A 17,520-nucleotide genomic window follows, 5' to 3' on the forward strand; every position below is an offset into this window, starting at 1 on the left:
TGCGTTCAGCGTGACGCCAACCCTCCCGCGGCGCAGAGGTCGGGAGCATCCTGTTCTGGTGAGTCTGATCATCGCCCGGAACGGGGTCCAGCAGATCAGCGTGGGATTGGCGATCGCGCACTGTCGACGCCGCTGATCACCCGCCGATCCCCGACCCCTCTCCACCTTCGTCCGGAGTGCTCATGACCTCGACCCTCGATCCCGTGCACCGTGCCGCGACACGACCGACGAGTGCCACCCTTCCCACCAGACTTCGACCCGCCGACCTCCTGCGCATCACAGATCAGGGCGTCGCGGACGTTCTCGACGGTCGATACAACCACCTCCTACCTCCGAGCTGGGACCCCGTCGAGCGCTGGTCGACCCGCCTCGAATCCGACGACGACCTCGACCTCTGGCTGATCAGCTGGACACCCGACAGGTCGACGGACCTGCACGACCACGCCGGCTCGCTCGGCGCACTGACCGTGCTCTCCGGCGCGCTGCGCGAGTACCGCTGGACCGGCAACGACCTCGCACTGCGCATCCTGTCCGCGGGCGACCAGGCGTCGTTTCCCCTCGGTTGGGTCCACGACGTGCAGCATCACGCCAGCGCACCTCCGCTGCGCGGACTCAACCAGGCGCACGCGACCTCGCACCGCCTCGGCTCGGTGAACGAGCCCGGCCCCACGCTCAGCGTGCATGCCTATTCGCCACCGCTGACGGCGATGTCGTTCTACGAGGTCACCGACGCCAGCCGGCTACGACGCACACGCACAGAACTCACCGACGAACCCGAATGACCCCGATAACCTTGCGATGTGCCGATGACGATCAATGACCTCCTGCTGAACGCCCGCGAAAGCCTCCAGCGAGTCGACGCCGCGGATCTACCCGGCGAACTCGAGAGCGGTGCAGTCCTCGTCGACATCCGGCCGGCCGCGCAGCGCGCCGCCGAAGGAGAGCATCCCGACGCCCTCGTCATCGAGCGCAATGTCCTGGAGTGGCGCTGCGATCCCGCCAGTGACGCGCGGATCGACGAGGCAGTCGATCACGATGTGCGGTGGATCATCCTGTGCTCGGAGGGCTACACGTCGAGCTTGGCCGCGGCATCGTTGCAGCAGTTGGGTTTACACCGCGCCACCGACGTCGTCGGGGGCTACCGAGCGATCCTCGCCACGCAGTCAGCCGACTGAACTTCTTAGCGCCACAAGACCTCCCGACGCCGGAGGCTCGCTCACGCGACGGCGGGCCAGGGGCGACCCGACGGCCGGGTGTCTGCCGCGAGTCCGGTGACCGGGTTCGCGAGCGCGGCCACGTGCTCGGCCAGCGATGCGTCGATCCAGTTCTCGGCGTCGAGCACATAGGGCGGCTGGGCCGTGATCCGCTCGGCGAGAACGTATCCCGACTCGGCGGTGATCTCGGCGAGCGTGGTGAGGTTCGGCCACGGGCGTTCGGGGTTGACGTGGTCGGGCGTCAGCGGCGACACGCCGCCCCAGTCGTCGATACCCGAGGCGATCAGCGCTGCGCACTCCTCCCCCGATACCAGGTTGGGCGGCGCCTGCACTCGCATCCGCGACCCGAGCACGATGCGCGCCGTCGCCACTGCCGCGAGGAACTCCGTCATCTCGGCGTCGGGCGTGCCACGCATCGCGGTGTCGGGCTTGGCGCGGAAGTTCTGCACGATCACCTCTTGGATGTGACCGGCACGCGCGATATCGGCAAGTGCGAGTAGCGATTCCGCGCGTTCGGTCAGACTCTCGCCGATACCGACGAGGATGCCCGTGGTGAACGGAATCCGCAGATCGCCCGCATCGCGCAGCACCTGCAGCCGGACCAGCGGGTCCTTGTCGGGGCTGCCGTAGTGCGGTTGTCCCTTCTCGGTGAACAATCTGCGCGAGGTGGTCTCGAGCATCATGCCCATCGACGGCGCCACCGGTCGCAACACCGCCATCTCCTCGGCGCTCATCACGCCGGGATTGAGATGCGGCAGCAGGCCGGTGTCTTCGAGGACGGCGACCGCCGCCGCGTGAACGTAGTCGAGCGTCGACGAATATCCGCGTGCGGCAAGCCATTCGGCGGCCTGCGGCCAGCGATCCTCTGGCCGGTCGCCCAGCGTGAACAGCGCTTCTTTGCAGCCGAGTGCCGCGCCCTGGCGCGCGATCGATAGCACCTGGTCGATCTCGAGAAACATTCCCTCGCCCGCACGGGCCAGTTTGCCCGGCACGGTCACGAACGTGCAGTAATGACACCGATCGCGGCACAACCGCGTCAACGGCACGAATACCTTGCGCGAGTAGGTGATCTGCCGTTCCCGACCCACCTCGGCGAGCCCTTCGTCACGCATCGCCGACGCGACCGCCGCCACTGCCGTGAGGTCGTCGCCCGATGCCGACAGCAGTGCTGTTGCCTCGGCGAGCCCGACGTCGCCGCCCGCACGCACCACGTCGAGCGCCTCACGTGCGGTCATCGCCTTACCTGCAGTCATGTCAGTTGTCATCCACGCTCACCCCTCGCGGGTCTCGACGACATACGGCTCTACATCGAACGTACCGTTTCTCTCTCGGAACGAGACGGCCGTACCAGGCCACAGCAGCGTCAATCTCCCGCTGTCGGGATCGACGTACCAACTGTTGCAGCCGGTCAACCACACCGTCGACGATGCGCGGTCGTCGATCTCGGCGGTGTAGGCGGCTTCAGCGTCCGCGGTGACCTCCAACGATCGGATGCCGTCGTCGGAGAGCACATCGAGCGCGCCGAGAACGTAGCTGAGTTGGGTTTCGATCATGTAGATGGCGGAGTTGTGACCGAGCGCGGCATTGGGCCCGTCGAGCACGAACATGTTGGGAAAACCGTGAACGGTGGTCGACGCGTACGACGTCATCCCGTCGGACCAGTGCGTGTCGAGCCGTTCGCCGCGGGCGCCGGTGATGCGTGTGGAGACGGGAGGCCGGGCAGCCTCGAATCCCGTTGCCATCACGAGCAGGTCGAGGTCGTAGCAGCGTCCGCTCGCGGCGCGAGCCTTGGATTCGCGCACCGTGTCAAGAGCGCTCGGCTCGAGGATCACGTTGTCGCGCACGAGTGTCGGATAGAAATCGTCGCTCAACAGGATGCGCTTGCATCCGATCTCGTAGTCGGGGGTGAGGATCGACCGGAGTTCCGGATCACCGATCTGAGAATGCAGATGAGTTCTTGCGCGCGAACGGATCTCGTCGATATCCGGGTGCAGCGCGAGTCGCTGACGGAACGCCGCGTCGGCGTCGCGCAGAAGTTGATCGCGCACATCATCTGCGACGGCGGGATCGAGGTAGGTGGCGCGTTCTTCGACGGTGTACTGCCGATCGTCGCGCGGCACGACATACGGTGGCGTCCGACAGAAGACGACGAGTTCTTCGGCTTTCTCGGCGAGATGCGGAGCGATCTGCACCGCGGACGCACCCGTACCCACCAGACCGATGCGCGCACCGTCGAGCGGCAGGTCGTCGCGCCAGGCGGCGGTGTGGACCACCTCGCCGGTGAACGAGTCGAGTCCCTCGATGTCGGGGATGCGCGGCTCCGACAGCCGCCCCACGGCGAGAACCAATGCGCGGCAGGTGATCTCACCGTCCGACGTCATGATCGTCCACCGGGCCGCTGCGGGATTCCAGGTGGCGTCAAGTAGTTCGCAACCGAGACGGAGTCGATCGTCGAATCCCTCGTCGATGACAGTCCGTTCGAGATACTCGCGGATCTCGGCACCGCTGGGATAGACCGACGACCAATCGGCAGGCGGACGGAACGAGAACGAGTAGAGATGTGCCGGAATGTCGCAGGCGATGCCCGGATAGGTGTTGTCGCGCCAGGTTCCCCCGACAGCGTCGGCGCGCTCGAGAACAACGAACGACTCGCGTCCACGTCGGGCGAGTCCCGTGGCCATCCCGATGCCGGCAAACCCCGCACCGACGATCACGACATCGACGTCGAGCTCTGCGACAGTTCGACGGTCAGGCGTGCTCGAGAGGTCGGCAGTCACCCGCAGGCCCGCGCATTCTCGTTCTGCGGCAAGGCAATTCGACGCCCCTGCGGCGGTTCGCCGTAATCGGTACGTCGCTGCCGGGGCAGCCGACCGACCTCGTGCGCGATCTCCGCGATGTCGTCGACGGACAACGTCCGACCGGCCTCCTGGCCGGATTCGGGTGAGAGCTCGCCGTCGAGCAGCAAGCCACCGATGTCGTCGGCGCCACCCGCGAGGACGTCGAGGACGACGTCGCGATCGAGCTTGGTCCAAGCGACCTGGATGTGGTCGATGTGTCCGAGCATCATCAGACGCGCGACCGCGTGGACAGCCCGGGTCTCACGCACGCCGACCGAGTCGGTGGCAGCGTCGGCGAGGTGAGGTGGTGCGTTCTCGGGCAGCAGCGGCATGACGATCAACTCGTGGAAGCCGCGGGTTTCGTCGGCGATGCGGGCGAGCAGCCGCAGGTGTGCCACCACCTGTTCGGGCGTCTCGACGTGGCCGTACAGCAGCGTCGCGGTGGAGAACAGCCCTGCACGATGGGCAGCGCGGATCGTCTCGACCCACTCCGCTACCGGCTGCGGCGCACCTGCGGGATGCAGTGCGGCCCGCACCTCGTCGTCGAGGATCTGTGCCGCGGTGCCCGGTACGGACCCGAGCCCCGCGTTGCGTGCCAGCTCGAGGAACTGCGGGACGTCGAGGTTCATGCGCTCGGCGCCGTCGCGAATCTCGGGTGGGCGGAAGGCGTGCAGGTGCATGTCCGGCGACGAGGCGTGGATTCTCTCGATGATTCGCAGGTAGACGTCGCCGCGATCGTCGCCCGGTACAGCGCCCTGCATGCAGATCTCGGTGGCTCCGAGCGACCAGGCCTCGGCGACGAGCGCCTCGATCGAGACGGCCGAATCGTCGGCCGCGACAACCGCGGTGTCGAAGTTTCGGTTCACCACGAAGGTCATGACGTCGGGATCGGTGACCTCTCTGCGGGCGGCGTCGGCGACTGCGCACAGTTCGAGCAGTTCGTCGCCATCGGCGCCGAGCAAGGCCACCCACTCGGCGTCGGTCACCGACGCCGCGTCGGCTCGCACAGCGGCCAACGCCGACCGAACCGATTCGACTGGGGCGGGGCGGTCACTCGCCCACGCGCGCAACACCATGCAGAACACTCTAACGATCACGCTTACCGCTTCCCCGGCGGACGCCACCCAGAGGACTCGGCGGCCGACGCGGGACCGGGTCAGGCCTCGGCCTCCGGCAGGCGCCTCGACCAGACCAACGCGACGGGTGCGCCGAGTCCGATGATCACGAGTAGCAACGTCGCGAGTGTGGTGCTGCCCTGCAACGCGAGCATGACGTCGCCTCCCGGGCCGCCCATACCCGCCACAGCGAGCACAATCAGCCACGCCACCAGAGGGCCGTACCGCAGCGGGCCGTCGGTGTACTTCGCGGCCAGCCACAGCAGCAGGCAGTTGAGCAGGCCTGCGGCGATCGCAGCGACCGGTACGGGTGTTCCGCCGAGGCGCAGGTACACGAAGCCGACCGAGAGCAACCCGACGATGAACCCATCGAGGATCAGGAATCCGAGGAGGACACGATCGGCGACGCGCATCACGCCACTCCGTCAGAAGAGCCGTCAGACGAGGGGTCCGAGGAATCTGCGAAGAAGAGATCCGCAGCACGGCGTCCCGACCTGAGGCGGTCACGGCTCGACCGCAGCACGAAGTGTTCGTCACTCATGATCGGTTGCAGGATGTTGTTGCTGAGCGCGTACTCGGTTCCCGAAAGCGCAACGGTCACCTGGGTCGCATGCGCACGCAGGCCCTCGACCTTGCGGTCGTACACGGCGCTGATATCGATCGCGGCGTCGATCTCGTCGTCGGCGTAGCTGGGCAACTCCCCCGCCTCGGGCATCCGCCATCCGTCAGGAACGCTGCGCGCAGAGGCCAATCCCTGGTGCAGCGCGCTGTGTTCGGTCACCGACTCCCAGACGATGAGCTCGCGCCCGGTTCGGGCCTCGACAAGCGGTATCGCGGCCATCGACGCCGTGTGGACCATCTTGTGGTCGGGGTGGCCGTAGGTGCCCGCCATGTCGTAGGTGATGAGGACCTGCGGGTCGAAGTCGGCGATGACGTTCGCGAGAGTTGCGACGACATCGTCGAAGCGCGCTTGGGCGAGCGCACGCGGGTGCTGTGCCGATGGCGAACCGGCCATCCCCGAATCACGCCAATGCCCCGCTCCGCCGAGAAACTCCGGACGCAGTGGCGCGGCGCCCTCCGGGGTGAGCGCGGCCAGCGCGTCCGTCAGCTCACGGATCCGGTAGCCGCCGAGCTGATCGGCACCGCCGTCGGCGACCAACTGTGCCCATTCGTCGCCGATCACCTCGCCCTCTTCGCCGAGCGTGAACGTGAGCACCCGCACGTCGACGCCGTCGGCGAGATACCGCGCGATGGTGCCACCGGTCATGATCGTCTCGTCGTCGGGGTGCGCGTGAAGCAGCAACATACGACGATCGGATCGCTGGTCGCTCACCGGAGGTTCCATGTGCTCGCCGAGCCGAAGATCGAGACCTGAATCGGTCCGGACAACGGAACGTCGGTCACCTTGCGCGTCACACCCACCATCATGCTGTCCTGATACAGCGGCAGATAAATCGACTGCGCTGCAAGTAGGGGCTCTGCCTCGGTCAGCTGAGGCAGCGGGTCGTCGGATGCCATCGCGTCGCGCGCGAGACCGATGAGCACGTTGTCGCAGACCCCCGAGGGATTGGACGCGTAGACGTCCTGATTCGACGACTGCTGCTGCTGGTCGGGGGCGTCGCTGGTTGGTGTCGGCGGCGTCGAGAGGCTCGGTGCCGTACCCGGCTTGGGCTGATCGCAGTCGACCTGGGACGCCAGCGCCGCGGCAGGCGGCACGCCGAGGCCGGTCCAGCCGACGGCCATGTCGACGCGCGATTCGGTCAGGGCTACCCCGTACAGCTCGTTATTGGGCAGCGAGACCACCGCGGCACGGACACCGGCGTTGCGTAGCTGGTCGACGATGTTGGCGGCGGCCGCGGTCGACCTCGCGTCACCGCTGATCGCACCGACGCGCACGGCCAGGTCGCGCCCGTCCTTCGAGAAACCGGCGACACCGTCGGGTACCGGCGACATCGTCGACGCGGGGTCGGGTGGCGTCGAGGAGGACGGCGCTCCCGACGAGGGGGAAGCAGAGCTGGTGGCCGGTGCACTCGAGGGAGCCGACGAACCGGCGGACGACGTCGACGTCGGGGTGGCCGCCCCACGCCGGTACCCCGCGGAGGCGAGCAACTCGTCGATCTGCTCGGCACCCGGGCGCTGACGGTCGACCGCGAAGTATCCCGGATCCGACGGCGCGAGAACGGTGTTCGCGTACGGCGTGACGACCGTGTCGCCCGCGCCCGCGTAGGTGACGACCGCCGGGTCGATCATTCCCAGGATCGCCCGACGAACCGCCACCGAATTCATCACCGGGGTGCGCGCGTTGACGCTGATGCTCAACGCTCGTGATGTCGCCGAGCGCTGCGTCGCGATACCCGGGACGGCGGCGAGTTCTGCGCTACTCGCAGGCCCGGTGGCCAGCGTCGCGAGCGACGAGTCGCCCGAACGTACGGACTCCACCATCTGCGACGCCGTGCCCGCCCTGCGCAGCACCACCTGGTCGAGGATCGACGGTTTCACCCAGAAACGGTCGTTGCGGATCAGGCGCACCTCGTCGCGGGTGGTGTCGATCGAGAACACCGAGAACGGCCCCGCCGACACCGGCTTTCCGCTGTCCATACCGGTCTGGAATCCGGCGGGCGCGCCCTTCAGGACGTGACTGGGAAGCAACCAGGTGAACATCTCTCGCCACGCCGGGTAGGCACGCGCGAACTTGACCGTCACGACCTTGCCGCCGCTGCTCGACTCCACGGAGTCGATCAACCGGTAGCCGGCGGGAGCGACGACGTTGGGCTGTCGCGACATCTGTTGCCACAGGTAGCTGAAATCGTCGCCGGTGACGGGCAGGCCGTCGGACCACTGCGCGTTGGTGTGGATCTTGTAGGTGACCGTGAACGGCTGCTGTGACGTGACCTCCGCCGAGGTGAGCAGAGCTTCGGAGCGCTGCCAGACGACGCCGTTCGGCGTCTGAACCGGTTCGAACGCACTCGGCAGCGTCATCGAGGCGATCGCCGTCGTGACCGGGCTCTGATCAGCGGCCAGGTGCGGATTGAATCCCTGGCCGACCGAGTCGGTGGCGACGTAGATCGTCTTCTCCGTCGGGTACTCGGCGGGGGTCTGCGGTGGCGCCTCGGTCTCGCGGACCGGGGGCGGCGGGTCGGACATACACCCGGCCATCGTCGCCACCACAACAGCGCTCAGCACCGCCAACAGGAGGTGCCTACGCCGTCGAGAACGGTCAACCGCTCGCGCCCGCATCGGCGGCCTCCTGCCGGTCACCCACTCACCCCCACCATCACGTCCCGATGTTCACCCAGCATTCACCCCGACACTCGCGAGGTCGGCTAGCCGGCCGCCTGATCGCGCGTCTTGGCCCGCGAACGCTCACGGGCACGCGTCGACGAATCGAGGTGCACCTTACGCACTCGCACGACCTCGGGGGTCGCCTCGACACACTCGTCCGCGGCGCAGAACTCCATCGCGCCCTCGAGCTCGAGGTGCATCGGCTTGGCCAGCGTCTCCATCACGTCTGCCGACGACTGACGCATATTGGTCAGCTTCTTTTCACGGGTGACGTTGATGTCGAGGTCTTCCGCACGCGGGTTGATGCCGACGACGTGGCCCTCGTAGGTGTCGTCGCCCGGATTGACGAAGAACGTTCCGCGATCGGCGAGCTGGATCATCGCGAACGGCGTCACGCTGCCCGCGCGGTCACTGACCAGTGAACCGGTGTGGCGTGCGCGGATCTCGCCCGCCCAGGCGTCGTAGCCGTCGAATACGGCGTTGGCGATGCCGGTGCCGCGGGTCTCGGTGAGGAAGTCGGTACGGAAGCCGATCAGGCCGCGAGAGGGAACCCGGAACTCCATGCGGACCCAACCGGATCCGTGGTTGTTCATCTGGTCCATCCGACCCTTACGCGCGGCCAGCAACTGAGTGACCGCGCCGAGGTACTCCTCGGGCACGTCGATCGTCAGGTGCTCGAACGGCTCGTGCACCTTGCCGTCGACCTTGCGCGTGACCACCTGCGGCTTGCCGACGGTGAGTTCGAAGCCCTCGCGGCGCATCTGCTCAACGAGGATCGCCAGGGCGAGCTCACCACGACCCTGGACCTCCCAGGCGTCGGGGCGATTGATGTCGACGACGCGCAGCGACACGTTACCGATGAGCTCGGAGTCGAGGCGGTCCTTGACCATGCGCGCGGTGAGCTTGTGACCCTTCACCCGTCCGGCGAGCGGCGAGGTGTTGGTGCCGATGATGACCGAGATGGCAGGCTCGTCGACGGTGATGCGCGGCAGCGCGACCGGGTTCTCGGCGTCGGCGAGGGTGTCGCCGATCATGATCTCGGGGATGCCGGCGATGGCCACGATGTCGCCTGCGACGGCCGACTCCGCGGGACTGCGCTCGACGCCGACGGTCGCGAGCAACTCGGTGATCTTGGCGCGCTCGACGACGGGCTCTGCCGTGCCGTCCTCCTTGGTGATCTCACGCATCCAGGAGACGGTCTGGCCCTTCTTGAGGGTGCCGTTGTGGATGCGGACCAGCCCGAGGCGGCCGAGGAACGGCGAGGCGTCGAGGTTGGTGACGTGCGCCTGCAGCGGAGCATCCGCGTCGCCCTTGGGTGCGGGGACGTGCTCCATCAGGACGTCGAAGAAGGGGTCGAGGTTCTCGCCCTCGGGGACCTCTCCGTTCGCGGGCTCCACCGTGCTGGCGATACCGGCGCGGCCCGACGCGTACAGGACCGGGAGGTCGAGGACCTGCTCGGCAGCGGCGGCGGCTTCGTCGTCGAGGTCGGAGGCGAGGTCGAGCAGCAGGTCGTGGGTCTCGGAGACGACCTCGGAGATACGAGCGTCGGGACGGTCGGTCTTGTTGACCAGCAGGATGACCGGCAGCGATGCGCTGAGAGCCTTGCGCAGCACGAAGCGTGTCTGCGGGAGCGGACCCTCGGACGCGTCGACGAGCAGCACGACGCCGTCGACCATCGACAGGCCGCGCTCGACCTCGCCGCCGAAGTCGGCGTGACCGGGGGTGTCGATGACGTTGATGACGACCTCGGTGCCGTCGGGCTGACGACGATGCACCGCGGTGTTCTTGGCGAGAATGGTGATGCCCTTCTCGCGTTCGAGGTCGCCGGAGTCCATCACGCGGTCGACGAGCTCGGCACGCTCACCGAACACTCCGGACTGGCGGAGCATCGCGTCGACCAGCGTGGTCTTGCCATGGTCGACGTGCGCGACGATCGCGACATTGCGGAAGTTGGGGACAGCGCTCACTGAGCTCTCTTTCATCTTTTTCGACGTCCCGAAGGCATGTGCGGGCCGTCGGCGATCCGGTTTCAGGCACCGGATGTGGACTCTACGACGCTCAACAGGGTATCTGCTCGGACCATGAGAGCGCGATCACACAGGTGGGAGTGGGTTTTGCGGTGCTCTTCGGGGGTCGCCGTCGTCACCGCGTCCGACCACCGGCCTGGACCAGGATCGCCCCCGCGACGGCGAGGATTCCGAGCAGCTCTGTGAGTGCGGGGACCTGCCGTAATGCGATGAAGCCGACCACCGCGGCGGTCATCGGCAGCAGTGCGAGCAGCACGGCGAATCGCGCCGGACCCACCGACCGTAGGACGACCTGATCGAGGGCATACGGAACCGCTGTCGACAGCACTCCGAGTCCCAGCGCGAGCAGGATGAGCCACCACACGTTCTCGCCGGCCTTCACCGCCGGCACGACGGTCAGCGCCAGCGGCGAGGTCACGATCGCCGCGACAACGAAACCCGTTGTCAGATCCTCGATCCCCGCTCCGCGCACCGCGACGCGACGGCCGAGCAGGATGTAGCCCGCCCAACACGCGGCGGCCACGAGGGCCAGCACGACGCCGAGCACACTCCCCGACCAGTGCACGTCGACGATGAGTGCCACGCCGATCACGGCAGCAAACAGTGCTGCGACATCGCGCCTCGTGCGTGATCCGGCTGCCGCCACCGCGATGGGACCGAGAAACTCCAGTGCGACTGTCGTGCCGAGTGGTAGGTGATCGAGCGCGAGGTAGAACGCGATATTCATTGCGGCCGTCATCAGGCCGAACACGCCCGCAAGGCGTAGGCGCGACCACTGCCACGCGGCGCGGCCGGGACGCACCACGATCAGCAGGACGAGCGCGGCCCCGGTGATACGCAACCACGCGACACCCGCGGGCGACACCGCGTCGAAGAGGTCTATCGCGATGGCGGCACCGAGGTACATCGACGTGCCACCCGCGAGCATCAGCGCGGGAGCCAGCCAGCGGACGTCACGCGTGGCGCGGAGCCGCTCGACCCGTTGCCGTCGCTGTTGCGTCACAGCCGACGAACCTACTCCGCGCTGCGGTCACCGCGCACGGCGGTTTGTGCCGACGCTGCCTCGGTCAGGACGAGCCGGATGATCCTGCCGAGCCCGTCGTCAGTCCGTTCGACGGTGCCTTCCGCACGCATCCGCTCGCCGGAGCCTTACCGGCGAATCTGTCGGCGAGCCAGTCGTACGCCTCGTTGTACCCGGCAACTCCACCCGCGATGTGGCCCAACGCAGTTCCTCCGAGTACCGGAAAGGCGATACTCCGGTATTCGAGCGACTTCGGGGACTTGGCGCACCACTCGGCGAAGAGTGTCTGACCTTGCGAAGCGGGGACGGTCGGGTCAACTGGATTGCTGGACAACAGGATCGGGATGTCGGTGGGCTTGTGCATACCGACCTTCTGCTCGTTCACGCGCGCGGCAAGCGCGGGGGTGGAGTCGATCAGCTCTCCGATCGTCTTACCGCTGGCCGTCCACGTACTCGTCTTGGGTGATCCGATCAGGGTCGTCGCCACGATGCATTGTCCGCGAACGAGATTCATCACACGCTTACCCTCCGCGTTCAGTAGCGGAGGAATCTGTTGTGCCATATCCGGATACAGCGCCATCGCCGCGTCGATCGCCCAACCGATCGCTCCCCCGAGGCGCTGACCGTCGAGGTGGTTGAGCAGACTACGCAGATCGGTTGGCGCCCCGCCCGCGTAGATCCCGACAACGTGCTCGGCGAGGTCGGGGGCATAGTCGTCGATCAGTTCTGCCGCGGCCGCCGTGGCGGCACCGCCCTGCGAATAACCGGCGAGCGCAACCTTTGTCGCGGGATCCACGCCCGGCAGTTGCAGTGCGGCGCGGGCGGCGTCGATCTCCGCATCGCCCTGATCGACCCGCATCGCGAACGTATGGACGCCCGGCGTACCCAATCCGATGTAGTCCGTGCTGACAACGCCGTAACCCCGTGCGAGCAGGTTGTAGGTGATGAGAGCTTCGATCTCGGCCATGGGTCCGCCGGGAGGCGCCACGGTCGGCGAAGAGATCAAACGTGAAGGCGCACACTGGTCGCCCATACCGTGCGCGCCCGGCCCGTACGACACGAGCGGCCGGGGTCCCGGTCCGGTCCACGGACGCGACGGCGCGAGGTAGTAGCCGCTCACCGCAACCTTCTTGCCGAGAGCGTTCGTCGACACGTACATGATCTTCGTCGCCGACGCCGGGATCTTCCCTGCGCGGTTCGGGACGGTGATGAACGTCGACATGGACTGTGTCCGAAGCAGTGTGCCCGCTGCGGGAAGCGGGCCGGCGGGCGGCGTGTAGAACGGGTCGCTGCCGTCCGACGATCCCGCCGAGCCACTGTCGGCCGACCCGGACGACCCGAGGGGGGACGCCACGGCACGTCCGGCGTCGAGCGTTCCGCACATTCCGGCCAGCGCAACGGCCGCCGTCATGGCCAGCGCACAGCCGATGGTCGCTACCGATCGGCGCCCGCTGCTGCGAAGCCGACCCGTACGCCGATACGACATCGCTCCCTCGATTCCCGGTCTGGAACACCCGATTCGGCCCGTCGCCACCGTGGCGGGATAGACGCAAAGCGCGGCCCCGCCTGCCTCACGACGCAGCAGTGTAGGACAGTAAACCGCGCATTGACTGGGTCCGCTCGGCGATTACCGAATTGTCATCTACCGAGCCGACAGTCGCCTCAACCGCCCGACGAAGGACCTCAGTCGCGCTGGCGCAGGACCTCGCATAGCTCGGGCACCCACGCGGTATCGGCGGGAACCAACTGGTTCGAGGCGGCCATGTCTTCGAGTTCGTCGACGCTCACCCAGACCAAGCGGGAATGTTCGACGGCCCTCGGCACGCCGTCGACGATCCGCGCCCAGAGCGCGACAAGTGTCAGGTCGTGGGCGAGTTCGACGGTCTCGGCGAGGAGTGCACCGACCTCGACATCGATCTCGAGCTCCTCCCGCAGTTCACGACGCAGCGCGGCCGCCAGCTCTTCGCCGGGCTCGACCTTGCCACCCGGAAGTTCCCACAGACCCGCAACCTGAACCGGATAACTCCTCTGCGCCAACAGAAGTCGACCATCGGAAGAGGTGATGGCACCCGCGACGACGGTCCGCATGCTCACGTGCCGACCACCGCAACGTGTTCGGGACGCAACCGCAGCGCGACCGAATCACCCACGCGCACAACGTCCAGTGACACCGCGTCGACCTCTCCCACCGATGTCGACACCCGAACTCTCTGGCCTGCCGGGAGATCGGCTACCACGACGACCTCGCCACGGACCGAAGCGGCGTCACCGGACGCATGCTGCACTCCTGGCCGCTCCGCGACGAGCGACTCTGCACGAAGTCCGAGTTCGCCTGATTCCCAACCACACTCGATGCCCAGCTCTCTCGGGTCGACGAGGCCCAGCGGTGTGCTGATGGCGCCGTCGGTTCGTCGCGCCGGAATGATGGTCGTGCATCCGAGGAACTGCGCGGTCCACGCGTCGACCGGCCTTTTCCACAGTCGCGCAGGTGGACTCGTCTGCACGATGTCGCCCGACCTCATCACCGAGATGGCGTCTGCAACGAGCGCCGCCTCGGTGTGATCGTGAGTGACCAGGATCGCGGGAGTCTCGGTCGCCCGCACCGCGCGACCGATGTCGACGGCGAGCTCGTCGCGCAATCTGCGATCGAGCGCGGCGAGCGGTTCGTCGAGCAGCAGCAGTCGGGGATGCGGCGCTAGAGCGCGCGCCAACGCGACGCGTTGCGCCTGCCCGCCGGACAGTTCGTCGACAGCACGCCGTTCAAAACCGGGCAACTGTACGAGTTCGAGCATCTCGGCAACACGCTCGGCGATCTGTGACCTGCCCATGTGTCTGGCCTTGAGTCCGTATGCGACATTCGCGCCGACGCTTCTGCCACCGAACAATTGTCCGTCCTGAAACACCACGCCGAAATCTCTGCGGTGTGCCGGCACGCGGACCAGATCGGTTCCGTCGAGTCGAATGCTTCCTCGCTCGACCTCTTCAAGACCTGCGATGGCTCGAATAAGCGTCGACTTTCCACACCCCGAAGGACCGAGCAGCGCGCTCACGAGCCCGTCTGCCCCGACGCTCCAGTCGAGACCGTTGATCACCGTGTGCGAACCGTAGGAGATGCGCACGCCCTCGAGTTCGAGTTTCACAGCGGTGCCCCCGACCGCGGCCTGAGCGCTTCGACGGCGACCATCGCCACGGCCGTCGCCATGACGAGCAGCATCGACGCGGCCATCGCGGTCGCCAATTGTGTTGCGCCGGGACGGTTCAGCGCGGAACCGATCAATACGGGCAGCGTCGTGGTGTCGGCGCGCGCCAGAAAGCTCGTCGCACCGAACTCGCCGAGCGCCATCACGAACGCGAATCCTCCCGCGGCAGCCAACGACCTGCCGATCGCGGGCAGGTCGATGGTGCGCAGTACCCGCAGCGGGCCGGCTCCGAGCGTCGCGGCAGCAGCACGCGCGCGGTCGGGAACGGCGTTGAGCGCGGGCACGATGATCCCGATCACGACCGGTATGGCGATGAGCGCCTGGACGCAGGGAATGATCAACGGCGAGGACGACGTTCGTGCGGGGAGCTCCGACAGCACGATCAGATAGCCGAAACCGAGTGTGACAGCACTGATCCCGAGCGGGATGAGCGCCAGGATCGCGCCGACCGTCCGCGCGGCGCCGCGCGCGGTGTGCAGCGCGATCGCGGCCATGACTCCGACGACGAGCGCGATCAGCATCGCGAGCAACGCGGAGAGAAACGAATACCGCAGCGTCGCAAGTGGTGTCACACCGTTCACCGGGTCGGCGAGCGCGCGATAGCCGGCGAGTGTCCACGCGCCGTCACGACCGGGGCGAACCGAGCGGACGGCGAGCACCACGATCGGAACGACCAGGATCAGAACCGTCCAGGCCCACGCGAGGGTCGCCGACACTCGCGCCCACCCCTGCAGTCGACGACGCCGAGGCGCGCGCGTGCTCGTGGCGAAACCTCGCGACCGCGCCGTGACGAGGCGCGTCAACACCAGCGCGACAACCACGACGACGATCTGCAGCAACGACAATGCCACCGCCTCCGGAATCCGGAAGTAGCCGATGGCCTGTTGGTAGATCTCGGTTTCCAGCGTGCGCAGCGTGCCGCCACCCAGGATGATGATCACGCCGAAACTGGTCGAGCAGAACAGGAAGATCAATGTGGCGGCGGCGCCGACGCTCGGCAGCAGGGCGGGAGCGATCACGGTCCGCCACGCACGAAACCGACCGGCACCCAACGTGCGTGCCGCGTCCACGACACGAGTGTCCAGCCCGCGCCACGACGCACCGACCACCCTGACGACCACCGCGACGTTGAGGAAGGCGTGCGCGGCCAGCACCGCCCACCACCCGGAACCGATGTGCGCGAACGCGAGTGGACCGTCGAACACCGCTCGGAACGCGACGCCGACCACCACCGTCGGCAACACGAACGGCACTGTCACGACGACACTCAGAATCATCGCCGACGCTCCGTGCAGCCTCGACGACAACCAGACGATCGGTGCGGCCACCAGCAATGCCAGTACTGTCGACGCCGCAGCCTGGGCAAGCGTCACACCCAGCAGATGTGCCGCGTGCGTTCGCGTGAACAACTCCCCCAGCGACGCCGATCCTGTTGCGGCGTCGCCATTCTGGCTGATCGCACGCCAGACGAGCGCGGCGACCGGCCACACGAAGAGCACCCCGAGAAACACCACGGGCACCGCCGCAAGTAGCCAGCGGCCGAGGCGGTTACTGTTCAGCGACCGACTGCGCTGCGCCATTGCTGAAGCCACGTCTCCCGATTCTGCGCAATGTACGCGGGCGGTAAGTTCACCGTCGACTGCGGGATCGGTGCGCGTTGCGCCCAGCCGTCAGGCAACGGCGTGTTCTTCTGCACCGGGTACACGAACATCGACGACGGAAGCGCCTTCTGCACTGTAGGACTCAGCATGAAATCGACGAGTTTGCGGGCGCCCGCCACATTGGGAGCCCCCTTGAGTACGCCGACGTACTCGACCTGCCGGAAGCAACTGTCGAGCAGCGCACTTGTCCCCGGCGTCGCTGCGGGCGACGAGGCATACGACAGCACTATCGGCTTGTCGCCCTTGCCTTCTCCCGCGGTGAAGAGCTGGTTGTAGGCGATCTCCCAGCCCGACACGATGGTCGCGCCGCCAGCGGACACCTGCTTCCAATAGTCCTGCCAGTTGTCACCGAAGACTCCGACGGTACTGAGTAGATACGCCATGCCGGGCGACGACGTGCCGGGGTCGATCAGTGCTGCCTGCTTGGCGTAGGTGGGATCGGTCAGGTCGCGCAGACTCTTCGGCGGAGTCTGCCCCTCGCGCCGGTACCACTCATCGTCGATGTTGAGGCAGACGTCGCCACGGTCGACCGCGGTCAGCTCGTTGTTCGAGTCGGGCACCGCGTACTGATCGGCGCCGTCGGCGAGAGCGGGTGACGCGTACGACTCGAGCGCCCCGGCCTGAATGGGACGGGTCGCGAACGTGTTGTCGATCCCGTACACCGCGTCGCCCTTGGGCGAACCGGGCGTGAGTGACACCGTCGACGCCAATTGGCCTGCGTCGCCGCTCTTGACGACCTTGAGCGTCTGCCCGGTCTCCTTCTTGAACTCGTCGAAGACCGATTGCGGGAGATCGAAAGAATCGTGGGTCAGCAGCGTGACCTGAGAACTCGACGACGAATCGTCGCCGCACGCGGTCAACATCGACGCTCCGACGGCGACGACCGCTGCGGCAACGGCACCGGTGCGCATCAGCCTCCTGCGCTTACTCCCCTGCCAGCGGGTGCGTCTCATTACGGTCCGGTCTGTCACCAGCGCTCCTCATCTCCGGGCGATCCACACATCTCCTGGTGCTCCTCGCGTGCGAGATTGGCGCCGTCCGACACACCGCCACCTGACACAAACGGAGGTCGGGCGACACCGCTGAGTAAAGACACACCACCGAGAAGACCGATCTTGATCGAACTTCTGTCGATCTAACCAGGTGCGTCGCGGACGTTCCGA

Annotated in this window: 15 protein-coding genes; 2 read left to right on the plus strand and 13 right to left on the minus strand. The window is 67.1% G+C overall.

All coding sequences use genetic code 11. The annotated features are described in order from the left end of the window. The first annotated feature begins 182 nt into the window (after positions 1–182). Together ABW18_RS08330 and ABW18_RS08335 are read left to right on the plus strand one after the other, a co-directional pair. Positions 183–782: a cupin domain-containing protein gene (locus ABW18_RS08330; RefSeq protein WP_049698631.1), complete on the plus strand. Its 600-nt coding sequence runs from the start codon at positions 183–185 to the stop codon at positions 780–782. Positions 783–806: 24 nt separating this feature from the next. After that, on the plus strand, positions 807–1,175 hold the full coding sequence (locus ABW18_RS08335; protein ID WP_200903230.1) for a rhodanese-like domain-containing protein: 369 nt from the start codon (positions 807–809) through the stop codon (positions 1,173–1,175). A gap of 41 nt (positions 1,176–1,216) precedes the next feature. Here the strand turns inward: ABW18_RS08335 and cofG are convergent, their stop codons facing one another. The 13 genes from cofG to ABW18_RS08400 form a co-directional block, all read right to left on the minus strand. After that, positions 1,217–2,449, minus strand: a complete 1,233-nt coding sequence (gene cofG / locus ABW18_RS08340) for a 7,8-didemethyl-8-hydroxy-5-deazariboflavin synthase CofG (RefSeq protein ID WP_049698632.1) — start codon at positions 2,447–2,449, stop codon at positions 1,217–1,219. 36 nt (positions 2,450–2,485) lie between these two features. Further along, on the minus strand, positions 2,486–3,991 hold the full coding sequence (locus ABW18_RS08345) for a flavin-containing monooxygenase (protein ID WP_049698478.1): 1,506 nt from the start codon (positions 3,989–3,991) through the stop codon (positions 2,486–2,488). Next, positions 3,988–5,127 carry a radical SAM protein gene (locus ABW18_RS08350; protein WP_049698479.1) on the minus strand — a complete coding sequence of 380 codons (1,140 nt, stop codon included), beginning with the start codon at positions 5,125–5,127 and terminating at the stop codon, positions 3,988–3,990. The genes ABW18_RS08345 and ABW18_RS08350 overlap by 4 nt, the downstream gene beginning before the upstream one ends. Positions 5,128–5,207: 80 nt before the next feature. Beyond that, positions 5,208–5,579, minus strand: a complete 372-nt coding sequence (locus ABW18_RS08355; RefSeq protein ID WP_049698480.1) for a hypothetical protein — start codon at positions 5,577–5,579, stop codon at positions 5,208–5,210. Then, positions 5,579–6,472, minus strand: coding sequence for an N-acetyl-1-D-myo-inositol-2-amino-2-deoxy-alpha-D-glucopyranoside deacetylase (mshB, locus tag ABW18_RS08360; protein ID WP_200903240.1), 894 nt, complete (start codon positions 6,470–6,472; stop codon positions 5,579–5,581). Before mshB ends, ABW18_RS08355 begins: the two co-directional genes overlap by 1 nt. 23 nt (positions 6,473–6,495) lie before the next feature. Further along, a complete protein-coding gene (locus tag ABW18_RS08365; protein WP_049698482.1) occupies positions 6,496–8,403 on the minus strand; it encodes an ABC transporter family substrate-binding protein in 1,908 nt (635 codons plus the stop codon). Between the two features lie 86 nt (positions 8,404–8,489). Beyond that, positions 8,490–10,415, minus strand: a complete 1,926-nt coding sequence (gene typA / locus ABW18_RS08370) for a translational GTPase TypA (RefSeq protein ID WP_049698633.1) — start codon at positions 10,413–10,415, stop codon at positions 8,490–8,492. 175 nt (positions 10,416–10,590) lie between these two features. Next, positions 10,591–11,382, minus strand: a complete 792-nt coding sequence (locus tag ABW18_RS08375) for an EamA family transporter (RefSeq protein ID WP_235434333.1) — start codon at positions 11,380–11,382, stop codon at positions 10,591–10,593. Positions 11,383–11,542: 160 nt separating this feature from the next. Then, entirely contained in the window at positions 11,543–12,982 is a 1,440-nt protein-coding gene (locus ABW18_RS08380) for a lipase family protein (protein ID WP_049698483.1), read from the minus strand. Between the two features lie 197 nt (positions 12,983–13,179). After that, a complete protein-coding gene (locus tag ABW18_RS08385; protein ID WP_083444337.1) occupies positions 13,180–13,590 on the minus strand; it encodes an NUDIX domain-containing protein in 411 nt (136 codons plus the stop codon). Continuing rightward, entirely contained in the window at positions 13,587–14,636 is a 1,050-nt protein-coding gene (locus tag ABW18_RS08390) for an ABC transporter ATP-binding protein (protein ID WP_049698485.1), read from the minus strand. Before ABW18_RS08390 ends, ABW18_RS08385 begins: the two co-directional genes overlap by 4 nt. Continuing rightward, positions 14,633–16,276, minus strand: a complete 1,644-nt coding sequence (locus ABW18_RS08395; RefSeq protein ID WP_049698486.1) for an ABC transporter permease — start codon at positions 16,274–16,276, stop codon at positions 14,633–14,635. Before ABW18_RS08395 ends, ABW18_RS08390 begins: the two co-directional genes overlap by 4 nt. Next, complete coding sequence (locus ABW18_RS08400) at positions 16,252–17,268, minus strand: thiamine ABC transporter substrate-binding protein (RefSeq protein WP_338043838.1); 1,017 nt, start codon at positions 17,266–17,268, stop codon at positions 16,252–16,254. Before ABW18_RS08400 ends, ABW18_RS08395 begins: the two co-directional genes overlap by 25 nt. Positions 17,269–17,520: the final 252 nt, after the last annotated feature.

It is taken from the genome of Gordonia jacobaea, from assembly GCF_001186365.1.
Taxonomy (GTDB): Bacteria; Actinomycetota; Actinomycetes; order Mycobacteriales; family Mycobacteriaceae; genus Gordonia; species Gordonia jacobaea.